The 12,953-nt window shown below is 44.6% G+C and carries 9 protein-coding genes; 2 read left to right on the top strand and 7 right to left on the bottom strand.

The window, feature by feature from the left end:
- Nucleotides 1-96: 96 nt before the first annotated feature.
- The 6 genes from FTV48_RS00290 to FTV48_RS00315 all read right to left on the bottom strand — a co-directional run bounded on the left by FTV48_RS00290 (nucleotide 97) and on the right by FTV48_RS00315 (nucleotide 9,238).
- Nucleotides 97-921 carry a TatD family hydrolase gene (locus tag FTV48_RS00290; RefSeq protein WP_005172732.1) on the bottom strand — a complete coding sequence of 275 codons (825 nt, stop codon included), beginning with the start codon at nucleotides 919-921 and terminating at the stop codon, nucleotides 97-99.
- Nucleotides 918-1,880: an RsiV family protein gene (locus FTV48_RS00295; protein WP_100357525.1), complete on the bottom strand. Its 963-nt coding sequence runs from the start codon at nucleotides 1,878-1,880 to the stop codon at nucleotides 918-920. The genes FTV48_RS00290 and FTV48_RS00295 overlap by 4 nt, the downstream gene beginning before the upstream one ends.
- A gap of 49 nt (nucleotides 1,881-1,929) precedes the next feature.
- Complete coding sequence (locus FTV48_RS00300) at nucleotides 1,930-2,754, bottom strand: hypothetical protein (RefSeq protein ID WP_005095610.1); 825 nt, start codon at nucleotides 2,752-2,754, stop codon at nucleotides 1,930-1,932.
- A 107-nt stretch (nucleotides 2,755-2,861) separates the two neighbouring features.
- On the bottom strand, nucleotides 2,862-4,454 hold the full coding sequence (locus FTV48_RS00305; RefSeq protein WP_005095608.1) for a peptide chain release factor 3: 1,593 nt from the start codon (nucleotides 4,452-4,454) through the stop codon (nucleotides 2,862-2,864).
- A gap of 299 nt (nucleotides 4,455-4,753) precedes the next feature.
- The gene (locus FTV48_RS00310) at nucleotides 4,754-6,604 is read right to left on the bottom strand and encodes a bifunctional diguanylate cyclase/phosphodiesterase (RefSeq protein WP_179999062.1); all 1,851 of its coding nucleotides are present in this window, start codon (nucleotides 6,602-6,604) and stop codon (nucleotides 4,754-4,756) included.
- Nucleotides 6,605-7,051: 447 nt separating this feature from the next.
- Nucleotides 7,052-9,238: a carboxy terminal-processing peptidase gene (locus FTV48_RS00315; RefSeq protein ID WP_179999063.1), complete on the bottom strand. Its 2,187-nt coding sequence runs from the start codon at nucleotides 9,236-9,238 to the stop codon at nucleotides 7,052-7,054.
- Nucleotides 9,239-9,437: 199 nt separating this feature from the next.
- Between FTV48_RS00315 and nagZ the strand changes: the two genes are divergently transcribed.
- Nucleotides 9,438-10,460: a beta-N-acetylhexosaminidase gene (gene nagZ / locus FTV48_RS00320; RefSeq protein ID WP_005172743.1), complete on the top strand. Its 1,023-nt coding sequence runs from the start codon at nucleotides 9,438-9,440 to the stop codon at nucleotides 10,458-10,460.
- A 120-nt stretch (nucleotides 10,461-10,580) separates the two neighbouring features.
- Entirely contained in the window at nucleotides 10,581-11,447 is an 867-nt protein-coding gene (locus FTV48_RS00325; RefSeq protein WP_005172745.1) for a class I SAM-dependent methyltransferase, read from the top strand.
- A 24-nt stretch (nucleotides 11,448-11,471) separates the two neighbouring features.
- On the opposite strand, the gene FTV48_RS00330 is transcribed toward FTV48_RS00325, so the two are convergent.
- Nucleotides 11,472-12,809 (bottom strand): alpha/beta fold hydrolase, encoded by a 1,338-nt coding sequence (locus FTV48_RS00330; protein ID WP_005172747.1) that lies wholly within the window; start codon nucleotides 12,807-12,809, stop codon nucleotides 11,472-11,474.
- Between the last annotated feature and the right edge of the window lie 144 nt (nucleotides 12,810-12,953).

Genomic DNA, 12,953 nt, shown 5'->3' on the forward strand with positions numbered 1-12,953 from the left:
GATGCCAAGTCTGAGGCATTTTAGAAATTGCATAATGCATCTTTTTTTAACAGATACCCAATTACAGCAGATACAGTCAGGCAATAAAAACCGGCATTATTCATCGGCCAAATTCAAAACCTGATGGGTATTCTGCCAGAGTTGCTGTGCCAATTTGGCTTGATCTTGCCCTAAGCTTTGTGCCAAACCTTCCAGAACATAGGGCAGATTTGCCGGGGTATTTCGGGTTCTATGCTCAGTCGAACATTGACAACATAACGGCGTCATATCCGGACAATCGGTTTCCAGTACCAGATGTTCTGCACCGACTGCCTGTACCACCTGATGCAGTTTTCTGGCATTCGGATTGGTAATCTGACCAGTAACACCAAGCTTAAACCCCAACTTGACAAAAGCCTTGGCTTCCTCGACACCTCCGCCAAAGGCATGTGCGATTCCACCCTGTTTAAACTGATGCTGTTTTAAAATTTGTAAAACTTCTGCATGTGATTTACGGATATGCAGCAAAATCGGCTTATCAAATTGTTGTGCCAGTTCAATTTGTGCAGCGAAAAAATCTTGCTGCTTTTGAAAAATTTCAGGTTGTTTATGCTGCTTTAAAAATGTGTCGAGACCGATTTCACCAATGGCAATGCATTGTTCATTTCTAAGTAGCTGCTCCAGATCATATAAATGTTCAGCCTGATGCTGTTCAATATAAAACGGATGCAAGCCGGGTGCCAAGTGGCTATGCGGTGCATTTTCCAACCCGTTGATAAAATGGTGGGTTTTTAACAAATCCTGAAAGCGGTTTTGCAAAAAGCCAATTAGAACCAGATGTTCCACACCTACCGCTTTGGCCGCATAGGCCAGATGTTCCCGATCAGGATCAAAATCGGGAACATCAAAATGGGTATGCGTATCGAACAGTTTTAACTTCATTCGGCTTTAGATGCTAACGCTGGCTGTGCCTCAGAGGCTGCTGTTTCAGCTTGCGGCAGATATTGCGGTTTTAGCACGCCTTGTAGCTGCGCATAAGGAATCATTAAGCGCGGCAAACCCACCACATAAGGTCCGATTTCATATTCGGCATATTGTAAGATCAAACCTTCTTTGGCCAGATAAAAATTATCGGTCAGTGTGAACTTCCAGGCCTGTTCATATTCAGCGACATCTTTTGCCAGCTTGGACTCCATGACCCAGACTTTAAAAGCCTCATATGCCTGTGCTTCAAGTTTGGCTTTTTGCTTCTCTGCAATAATGTCATCCAGCTTGACCAGTGTTTGCTGTTCAAGATCAAAATTATAATAGCGCTGTGCAGATGCCCCGTGCGCACCTCCCAGATAATGGCTACTGTTTAGTACCACAGTCGCCAATGGATCACCCGAATTCAGAATCTTGGGCTTAATCATCAGGCTAATGCTATGACTGGCACTCAGTGCTTTGAGCTCCTTATCCAGATTCAAGAAGGTCTGCATAGAGGGCTGAATTTGCTGCTCAAGCTGCTGTTTTGGTGTAGTGACCGTCGATAAGGCTGTTTTTGGTTCAGAAGCAGCCACTTCGGCTTCACTGGCAGCAGTGGCTTTTGCCGGCTCAATCGCATCGACAGACAGGATATTTTTTAACTGTTGCAAAATCTGCTGATCGATCCATTCATCAATAAAGCGCTGATTACTGTTCAGGCGTTCAATCGAAATTTCCGGACAGTTTTTACCCTCACACTCTGGAATCACCAGCTTGAGTTTTTCGGTATCACCACTAAGTTTCAGGACTTCTGGCTCGGTTTGTACCACTTCAGGAGAAGTCGGCTCTTTCGGCTCATTGCTCTTCGGCTGACATGCACTCAGTAAAACTGCGGATGCCAGTATCGATAGACAAAAAATATTCTTATATTTTGGCATTCATTACCCTTTTCAAAACGTGTAATTAATCCTGAGAGGATTACGACCTTTAGAACATATTCCGATAGACTTCGGCTTTCAAGACCTGTTGTGTTTGTTCTTTTGTTAAATAGATATCCAGTTGTTTGGCATCTTTGCTAATGTCATGACTACGATAATGCAGACCAATCCCTTCCTGATCGAAGAACCACTCAGCCTGCCCCCAATACAGTTTTTTCGGTGCTTGCTGCTGAACCTCGTGATTATTGTCTTTTAACCATTTTTCATAAGCGGTTTGAATGATCTGATCCATTAACAACTGTTGTTTGGGATCGATAATATCCAGTGGGGTCAGCATTTTTTGCTGTTGACGATCGACTACAAAAAAATAATAGCGCTCATACACACTGATATTTTCCTGTTTACTATCAATACCAATTTGCAGCAAGACATATTGATTACGCTGATAGGGAATGCGGGTATACAGCGATAATTCATAAGCCTGATTGAGCTGGAGTTGAGCCTGCCAGGCATCCGATTTTTTCACATAGGCATTCATTGCCTGTTGTAAACTCATATCCTGTTTTAAGCCAATTTGATCCTGAATTACCTTGGCCTGCTGTTTTTCGATCCAGTGATTCATCCAGGGATCAGCCGTATATAAAGTCTGGATATCGACATTGATACAGTTTTTGATTTCACAAAATGGCAAGGCGATCTTGGCCGGTTGTTCTTGAATATTCAGGTAAGGCAAAATACTGGCACTTTGCTTAACTGGTGTTGTTTTTCCATCCGGCTGGTCAAGTTCCGGTTCTTTTTCGCTTTTATCACAGCCACTCAGGACAAGAGTTAAACCAATGACAGCACCGAGGGCGGCTTCCTTGCTGAACTTCATTTTTAAACAATCTATCAGGTTATGAATAGTTTAAATGTAACATAAAACAAAACAGCTTCCGGAGAAGCTGTTTGATATTTTTAGACGATATTTGAATGCCTGAAAGTTTAGTGTTCGCGCGTATTATGGAACACGATGTCCGGATAACGTTCTTGCATGAGCTGTAAATTCACTCGGCTTGGCGCAAGATAAGTCAAGTGACCACCGCCATCGACTGACAACTGGTCGTGGGCTTTTTTCTTAAATTCGTTAAATTTTTTCTCGTCATCACAAGACACCCAACGAACAGTATTGATGTTCACGGGTTCGTAAACACAGTCAACTTTATATTCTTCTTTCAAACGATACGCCACCACTTCAAACTGAAGTACGCCCACTGCACCCACGATCAGGTCATTATTATGCTGTGGCATAAATACCTGTGTTGCACCTTCTTCAGACAACTCTTTCAGGCCCTTTTGCAACTGTTTCGATTTCAAAGGATCTTTTAAGCGTACACGGCGGAACATTTCTGGTGCAAAGTGCGGAATACCTGTGAACTGTAGCTTTTCACCTGAAGTAAAGGTATCACCAATCTGAATGGTGCCGTGGTTATGCAGTCCGATAATATCGCCCGGCCACGCTTCTTCCAGATGCTGGCGGTCACCGGCCAGGAAGGTTAAGGCATCACTAATCCGCACATCTTTATCCAGACGTACATGCTTCATTTTCAGGCCTTTTTCATATTTACCTGAACAAATTCGCATGAATGCAATACGGTCACGATGTTTCGGGTCCATATTGGCCTGAATTTTAAAGACAAAACCGCTAAAGCCTTCTTCATCAGCTTCGACAACACGAGCCTGAGTAGGATGGGCCTTCGGCGGCGGTGCATATTGACTGAAGGCATCCAGCACATGGTCAACCCCAAAGTTACCTAAGGCTGTACCGAACAATACCGGCGTTTGACGGCCTGCCAGAAATTCTTCACGATCCAATGGCTCATTGGCCATTTGCACCAGTTCAAGTGATTCTTCAAATGCAGCCCACGCCAGCTCACCAACTTTCTCACGAAGATCCGGATAGTCATAACCATCACGTATTTCGATTGTAGGAATGGTTGAACCAAAACCGGTTTTGTAAATGTAGAATTTTTCTTCGATTAAATTAAATACACCGGCAAAATCACGCCCCGTACCCAATGGCCAGGTGATCGGAACACATTTAATTTTCAGAACGTTTTCGATTTCATCCAGAAGCTCGAGTGGCTCACGGATTTCACGGTCCATTTTGTTAACAAAAGAAATAATCGGTGTATCGCGCATACGACACACGTCCATCAATTTAATGGTCCGGTCTTCTACCCCTTTTGCACCATCAATCACCATTAATGCCGAGTCAACGGCGGTTAAGGTACGATAGGTATCTTCCGAGAAATCTTCATGTCCCGGGGTATCGAGCAGGTTGATCATCTTGTCTTTGAACGGGAACTGCATCACCGAGGTCGTGATCGAGATGCCACGTTCTTTTTCCATTTCCATCCAGTCTGATGTAGCGGCCCGGTCAGACTTACGGCTTTTCACCATACCTGCAACCTGAATCGCCTGCCCCCATAACAGCAGCTTTTCTGTCATGGTGGTTTTACCGGCATCGGGGTGGGAAATAATGGCGAATGTACGTCGCTGAGCGACCTGCGCCGCTAACTCATCTTTAAAACTCATGGAAAATACCTACTGCAGAACCGCAGTGCTCAAGATCAAAAACGATCAATATGAAAATTGGCAATATTGTAGCAGATTTCTAAAGCCAATAAGTATGCCCACGGCTGAAGGAAATGACAGTATTTATAAGATCTACACTTGCTGACTGCTGGATTTTTCAGCCCAGATTGAGTCGGAAATAATACGGTTATGAAGCTTAAATATGGGAGTTTGTGTCATTCAACTGGCCTGCTGAATAACGCTAAATATAGGTCCACCGTACTCTTTAGTACCGCATTAGTAGCGTATAAAAATTCAAATTAAGACAGAAAATCCTGTATTTCCAATGACTCGACTGGCATCGGCTTTGCCAGCAAATAACCTTGTAATTGCTGACAACCGAGTCGAGTCAAAATATCTGCTTGCAGCGTGGTTTCTATACCTTCAGCCGTTACTTTTAAACCCAGTTTAATCGCCAGCCGAATAATGCTTTCCAGAATCATTTCTTCTTTAGAGCCGACGCTAAGATCCTGAATAAACTCTTTATCAATTTTCAGTTCATCCACGGGCAGATTTTTTAGATATAAAAAGCTGGAATGTCCGGTTCCAAAATCATCAATCGCCAGCTGGATGCCGATATTACGTAATTGTTCAAGGGTACGAATACTGGCATCGATATAATGCATGGCGGTCGATTCAGTAATCTCGATCATCAAATGCTGCGGATTGATCTTATAGCGTTTAAACAGGTTTTGCAGATTAGCTAATAGATGCTTATGCTCAAACTGCACCGCAGACAAATTCACGGCAATCGGGAAAAAGTCGGTATTATTTTTTTCCCAGAGTTGGATCTGTTTGCAAGCCTGCTCCAGTGCCCAATAGCCCATCTGAATAATAAGCCCAGTTTTCTCAGCGCCATGAATAAACATATTGGGACCCAGCAACCCATGTAACGGATGCTGCCAGCGAATCAGGGCTTCTACCCCACAAATTTTTCGCTCACTGGTAAATTTGGGCTGATAAAACAGTACAAATTGCTGATCTTCAACTGCTTTATACAGATCATTAATCAGTTTGCTCTGGCTCTTGGATTCATGCTGATCAGAAGAAAAATTAAAGACTGAATAGGTATTGCGGCCCTGATATTTAGAACTGAGCATTGCTGCATCGGCATTCACCAGTAAATCTTGCAGATTCTTGCCATGCTCCGGATACATCGCGATTCCAATACTGCCCGAAATATTAATGGTTTTGCCATCAATAAGGAAGCTGTCCTGAATCAGATTTAGAATCTGCTCTGACATTTCTGAAGCTTTGCTGACGGACGTATTTTCCAGCACCATCAGGAACTCATCGCCGCCAATTCTGAGCAGCTTGGAACGGTCACCCCATAACTGATGAATACGCGCAGTCAGTTGAATCAGCAACTGGTCTCCGACCTGATGACCAAACACATCATTCACCGCCTTAAAACGATCCAGATCAATATATAAAAAGGCAATTTCCTGCTGATGTTGTTGCTTGGAAAACAAGATATCTGCGTATTCAGCCAGGTATAAACGGTTGGGTAATTTGGTGAGATTATCCTGGATATTTTGATTTTCGAGCTCTTTATTGGCCCATCGCAGTTGGCGATTCCGAGATGCCAGGCGCAATTCCGAGAGAACCAGACGAATCATGGCAATCAGTAACAGAGCACTGATTAACACAACCGCGAACCACAGATCATAAGTCGCATGTGAAGATTCTGTGATTGGCGTAATCTCTGTTCTCTCAAAGTTGGCCCTAAGACTACTTGTATAGTGCATGGCTGAGACCCCGAGACTCATCACCACGATCGCGAGAGCCACTCGGGAAAATGACCAGATGCTTTGGATCATTAACCAGAGGGTAAAAATAGAAGCCGTAAAGACACTCAAATAAGAGAGCAACATCCAGCTGAAATCAAAATGATAGGCATGACTTAAATGAATCGCTGTCATCCCAATGAAATGGATCGACCAGATCAACAGCCCCAGTAATGCGGCCGTTACAAATAGCATGAGTGTTGCAAATTTTCTTCGCGACTCACGCCACCATATTTTTTGAATCGGCATCAAAAAATAGCCAGCGACGAAAGCAAAGAGAGTTGACCCGATGACCAGACTGATATCATGCTGAATAGGGATCATATAAAATGTTCCGTATTGGTCATCATTGTTATTATTCCCCTCACGTGTATTTCTATTTCCACCTGTTCAAGTTTAAAGCCGTCAGAATCGTAAAGTTGACAATCAATGCACATGTGTCGCTGTGCAAAGCCTCTGGTTTTAAATAAAATTAGAATTTATATTTCTTTAATTCAGTGTCGAGAACAGATTCTGAAATCATGATGAGCATCAGCATAAAATATGACTTCTATCTTATGAGTCTTGAAAATTTTAGCAAATGTTTAAATCTATTTTTCCAGTTTATTTATTCGACCACCGTCACAATTTTTTTCTTTTTATTTAGACAGCTAGCAATTCATGTGAAAAATTTATTCTGATTTTTAAATAGCCGGATATCATAAAAAAATAGCCTGTCGAAACAGGCTATTTTTTTAGATCCTTAGATACTTAAATGGACATGCTTAAAAGTTACTGTTTGGCCTGTAACTTAGCATAATCCAGCAACACATGCGCAGCTTCGATCACAAAGGCTTCTTCTTCAGGAAGCGCCGGACGCTCTTTGGCTTTCATTTTGGCACGGGTTTCAATCAGTGCATCCATTGAAGCCTGATAAGTTTCCCAGTTCGGATAAGGTTTAAGACCTGTAGCCATACGGCGGGTATTTTCTGCCTCCAGCGTTTTTTGCTCCATGGCAATCAACTCTGCTTTACGCTGTTGCAAGTCCAGTACCTGACGCTTTTCTTCCTCGGCTTTTTTCATCACCGCCTTACGCTGTTCCAGATACTTGAACTGAGAATCCAGCACGACCCGTTGCTGAGAAAGTTTAGCCAATTCAGGTACATATTTCTGTACTGCACCTTCACGTTTAAACGGTGCGGTTGGAATGGTATCCCACTGCAAGGCATTTTTAGCCTTACGCTCACCAAATTCTTCGTTATAAATATCGACCAGTTTAATGTCTGGCACAACCCCTTTATTCTGGGTACTACCACCAGTCACCCGGTAGAATTTACGCTGTGTCAGTGTCGCCTGACCATGGGCCAAGCTATCCAGTTGCACCTGCGCCGTACCCTTACCAGTGGTGGTACTGCCGATCACAATCCCGCGTTCATAATCCTGAATCGCTGCGGAGTAAATTTCGCTGGCCGAGGCAGAGGCCAGATTGATCATTACTGCCAAAGGACCCGCATAGGTTTGTGTACCGCCATCATCATCTTCAAAGACGCTAACATTGCCATTACCATCACGAATCTGTACCACTGGGCCAGATTTAATCACCTGCCCCAACATACGTGCCACCTCTTCCAGTGAGCCACCCGGGTTATTACGCAAATCGACAATAATTCCGGCAACATTTTTGGCCGCCAGTTCTTTTAAAGCCTTATTGGTATCTTCAGAGACTGAACGATAATCTGTACCGGCACGACGTGCACGATAGTTCAGGTAGAACGACGGGATTTCAATCACACCATATTGATATTTCTTGCCATCGCGCTGAATGTCGACAACACGCGTACGCACACCGGCATCTTCTTCCTGAATCACATCACGGGTAATGGTCACGTTACGTGCCTGCCCCATGGTCGCGCCTGCACCGAGTAAACGTAGAGTGACTTTAGTGCCACGCTTGCCGCGAATCAGACCGACAATTTCATTGCTTGGCCAGCCAATCACATCGACCATCTGTTCGCCATCCTGGGCTACACCAATGATGCGATCACCCGATTTCACCTGACCGGATTTACTCGCAGGACCACCTTCGACAATGGTTTCAATCTTGGTGTAATCTTCATTGCCACGTTCAGGACGAATCGAGACCCCGACCCCTTCGAGCTGCAAAGTGGTCTGACGATTCAGCTCCATCGCATCTACAGGCGGGAAATAATTACTATGCGGATCATAGGTCAGCATCATCGCATTCAAGGTCTTGTCGAGCACATCATCACTCTTGATCCGGCTGACACGTTCCAGCTGACGGGTATAACGCTTGGTCAAGGTTTGTGCAGGCGTCAGATCTTCAGGTCCGGTAAGGTCTTGTCCATTGGCCAGTTCTGGATTGGCCTTCAGTGCTTTCTGTTTGGCCTGTTCTTCTTCTTTACTGATGGTCAGATTGATCAGCTGGGACACCAGCATTTTTGACCAGTGCGCGCGCTGTTCAGCCTCAGTTTTAAAGAATGGCGCTTTTTCACGATCAGTTTCGATATAGACATTTGGCTGATTCAGATTCTGTGGTTTCTTCAGCTCATTCAACATATAGGTGTAAAACTGGGTCAGGCGCTGACGATATTGCGCATGGATTTCATAAGGACCCGACAAATTGCCAGCTTTCAGGTGAGCACCAAAATTGGCCCCATAACGTTTCTTGTAATTTTCAACTTCTGGTGCCAGAAATAAGCTATGTTCCGGATCCAGACTATCGATATAGAAATCGAAAATACGCTGCGAAGTCTGGGCATCCAGACGCATATTCAAATAGTGCTGACGATCCACCAGCGTCGCCAGTTGACGTGATACCAATGCCTGTTCCTGAGATGGCTGAATGGCTTTGCTGACCACTTCTGCACTATTGGCTGCAATCGCATCATTCACGACATGGGTAAAAAAGAAGCCACCTGTCGCAATCGCAACGGCGCAAGCTATCGTTTGAAATTTCATAAATAATTCGTACTTCCTTGGCCTAGAGACCAATGTGACCGTGTTGCTTTTCGACCAGAATTTAAAGTATTCAGCATCTTAAACAACTTAATATGTTTATGTCGTGTAGTTTTATCATATTCTGTGCTGACAAAGTGTAGCAAATCATTGCAGAAATCAGGTATTGTTTCCCGGAAAAATTCTAAAACGGATTCCGCATATGATTGGCGCATTGATGCTCGACATCGCAGGCACAACCCTGACTCAAGAAGATATTGAACTATTCGGTGCGCCGCAAGTCGGTGGAGTCATTTTATTTGGACGTAACATCGAATCTGCGGCTCAAGTCCGTGCCTTAACCGATCACATGCGCCAGATTCGTCCTGATATTTTGATTGCAGTCGATCAGGAAGGTGGACGTGTGCAGCGCTTAAGACAGGGCTTTACCCTGCTCCCTGCGATGGGGAAATTTGGCGAACTGTATGCTCATGATTCGCAGCGTGCTTTAGATTTGGCCGAAAAATGCGGCTGGCTGATGGCGATTGAAGTACTGGCTGTCGGGATTGATTTCAGTTTTGCGCCGGTGCTGGATTTAAACGACATCAGTGATGTGATTGGTGACCGAAGCTTTGCCAGAAATATTTCAGATATTATTCCACTGGCCAGCGCATTTTTAAAAGGGATGAAACGTGCAGGAATGGCGTCAACTGGGAAACATTTCCCGGGTCATGGTTCAGTCAAAGCGGATTCACATGTTGCCGCAGCCATTGATATGCGCAGCTATGAAGACATTCAGCAAAAAGACATGCAGACCTTTATCCAGTTACAGCCGCAACTCGATGCTTTAATGCCAGCGCATGTGATTTATAGTCAGGTAGATCCCAATCCGGCCGGATTCTCGGAATTCTGGATTCAGAAAGTTTTGCGTCAGCAACTCGGTTTTGACGGCGTTCTGTTCTCGGATGATTTAAGCATGCAGGCCGCCTGTGTGGCAGGCGGTGCCGATGCCCGAATTCAGGCCGCACTGAAAGCCGGGTGTGATATGGGGCTGGTCTGTAATGATCGTGCAGCACAATGTATTGCACTGGAAGGCATTGCCGACCTGCCGTTGCCAAATCAGGAACGTTTAGAACGTATGCGCGGTCAAATTCCAGCGATTCAAATTGGCACTGAACTGGATCTGGGTGATGAATGGCGCAAGATTCGTGATGAAATACTGGTATTCAAGCAGCAGACTAGCTGAAACTTTTTAAATCCAATCAAGATGATAAAGGAACACGACAAAGTGTTCCTTTTTTATTATGATGTTAAAAGGCGTTACTTCTGTAGCACCCAACTAAAATAACAATAAGGTCAGAACCCTATGCCAAAATCACTTTCGCAGCATCGCCATATTTCTTTTACAGCACATTATACCGGCTATATCTGGTATCAAATGGGGATCTCACATCCGGTCTTTGCCACGACTAAAGGCAAGTTTCTGGCCACACTGCTACATCCACTCGAAGTATGGGCAGAACGCTCTGTGGGTGGCAGTATGCGTACCACACTCAAGCAGCGTCATCAGATGATTGATGAACATCTGTGTCAGTTGATCGAGCAACATCCACAACTTCAGATTCTTGAAATTGCCTGCGGTTTGTCTCCACGTAGCTGGAATTTCAGGCAAAAATTTCCCGAGATTGATTATCGCGAACTGGATCTTCCCGACATGGCCAGAATCAAGACCCAAGCCTTGCAGCAGATTGATCAGCAGGCTCCCGAAGTGCTCACTGCAGATATTTTTAGTGAAGAGTTGGACTGTATCTTTCAGATGTTTGATCCCGACCAACCTTTGGTGGTAATTAATGAGGGGCTGATTAATTACTTTGATCAACGCATGTTGCGTATTCTGTTGCAAGGTATTGCAGAGAATGCACGACATTTTCCAGCCTTGCATTACCTTAGCGACATTTACCCGGAACCCGTCAAAAATAAATTGGCGAATTTTATTTGGAGCTGTAGCCGTCTGCTTAAATTCATGTCACGCAGTGCATTTACCTTTCATTTTAAAACCCCCCAAGAATTACAGCACTTTTTTCAAGATGCCGGTTTCAATCAGGTTGAGGTACAACAACCGCAACGTTATTTTGCCGAGCCTCGTCAGCAAAATCTGACACCGGAGCAGGATGAACATCTCGGTGATCTGGTCTGGATGATTCATGCAGTGAAAAAAAACAGCGTTAAATGACGCTGTTTTTTTATTAAGCCCCGATTAAATCACTGCATCGAAAGCGTCTTCTTGCTGAAGGATTTTCTGTTGTTGCACAAAAGCCAATAAACGTTCTGCCACTTCAAAACTGCCATGTTTAAACAGGGCCCGCACTTGAGTCTCATCCTGTTCAAAGATCAGACATTCGATCTTGAACTCGCCGTTTTCATCTTCCAGATGCAAGGCCAGATCACGCGGATAAGCTGCGGCACACTCTGTCTGTCCTGCGTCTAACTCCAGCAATACTCCAAAGAAATTCATGTCGATAATTTCTACATTCAACAGCAGATCCGAATGACGATGACTCAAATAACGTTGTGGCTGTTGCACACAAATCCGTTCTTCACCGCGCCGTTCAATCTGCTGCATCTGTTCACGGCTAAACGGAATAATTCCCGGCAACTGCTCGACTGCTTCATCACGCAAGAAGGTGGCAAACAGATGCATAGTTTCTTTCCTGCGCTGCAACTGAGGCACATGGTCAGCACCGGCAATTTGTACATACTGCATATTTGGACATTGCAGGGCAAAATTGGCATTCTCATGTGGCAAGGTAAAACTGTCATATTGACCACAGGCCACCAGAACCTTGCACTGTGGAATCGGCACGTGGGTCAGACGCAATAGACGGTTGCAGTTAATATCATAACGCTCTTGTTCGGTCACCGTGAATTCTGACATCTGCTTGAAGAATAAGCGCTTTGCTGTTGGTGACATGCGGGTTTCTTTGAGACGGGCATGATTGACCAGATATAAAATGACCGCCTGACCAAATTCATCCATGCGCTGTTCTTTCATCAGATGCAAGGATTCTTCCAATAGCATGCGCCAGCTTTTGCGGGTTTTCTGCATTACGCCCATCAGGATCATCCGATCCACCAGTTCAGGGCGCTGGTCTGCCAGACAGGAGGCGACTACTGAGCCTAAGGACATGCCTAAAATTGAAACTTGAGGAAGTTGCATCTGCTCCAGCCATTGCCCCAGCATGGCAGCAAGGTCTTCAAGCTCCAGAGTTCCAGCCGACAGACCAGTATCCACATTGCTGATCTGCTGGTTGGCTCCCATCGAAGGCAAGTCAATCAGAATGATCGGGCCGGCAGCGAAGAGCTGTTCGACACAATATTTATAGGAATTAAAATTCTGGAAGGCGCCCCCAATGATCACCATCGGCCTGAGATGCAAGGTATCCGGACGGGCAATCGCCATATATTCGATTTTCCAGCCATCCATCCAGGTGCTTCGTGCTGGCTGCTTAAAACTGTGCTTATCATAAAGATCAAAAAAACCATAATGGCTTTGCGAATCCAATACATGGGCATCCATGTGGATAATGGAATTCATTTTCCTTTTCCTCCGTCCTTGCCTTATTTTTATTGTGCAAGTCATGATTAACAGATCTTATGCTTCAGACACATTCCGATGAGCCTGAACACGCATCCTGCTCTTTAATAATTATATATGACTTCAATGTCGCTTATTTCATTC

Origin of the sequence: Acinetobacter sp. YH18001 (assembly GCF_013416975.1) — a bacterium.
Classification (GTDB): domain Bacteria; phylum Pseudomonadota; class Gammaproteobacteria; order Pseudomonadales; family Moraxellaceae; genus Acinetobacter; species Acinetobacter pseudolwoffii.

Coding starts and splice junctions, on each gene's coding strand:
- FTV48_RS00290 (WP_005172732.1), bottom strand. CDS start 921: ATGAAGTTAAAACTGTTCGATACGCATACCCATTTTGATGTTCCCGAT.
- FTV48_RS00295 (WP_100357525.1), bottom strand. CDS start 1,880: ATGCCAAAATATAAGAATATTTTTTGTCTATCGATACTGGCATCCGCA.
- FTV48_RS00300 (WP_005095610.1), bottom strand. CDS start 2,754: ATGAAGTTCAGCAAGGAAGCCGCCCTCGGTGCTGTCATTGGTTTAACT.
- FTV48_RS00305 (WP_005095608.1), bottom strand. CDS start 4,454: ATGAGTTTTAAAGATGAGTTAGCGGCGCAGGTCGCTCAGCGACGTACA.
- FTV48_RS00310 (WP_179999062.1), bottom strand. CDS start 6,604: ATGATCCCTATTCAGCATGATATCAGTCTGGTCATCGGGTCAACTCTC.
- FTV48_RS00315 (WP_179999063.1), bottom strand. CDS start 9,238: ATGAAATTTCAAACGATAGCTTGCGCCGTTGCGATTGCGACAGGTGGC.
- nagZ (WP_005172743.1), top strand. CDS start 9,438: ATGATTGGCGCATTGATGCTCGACATCGCAGGCACAACCCTGACTCAA.
- FTV48_RS00325 (WP_005172745.1), top strand. CDS start 10,581: ATGCCAAAATCACTTTCGCAGCATCGCCATATTTCTTTTACAGCACAT.
- FTV48_RS00330 (WP_005172747.1), bottom strand. CDS start 12,809: ATGAATTCCATTATCCACATGGATGCCCATGTATTGGATTCGCAAAGC.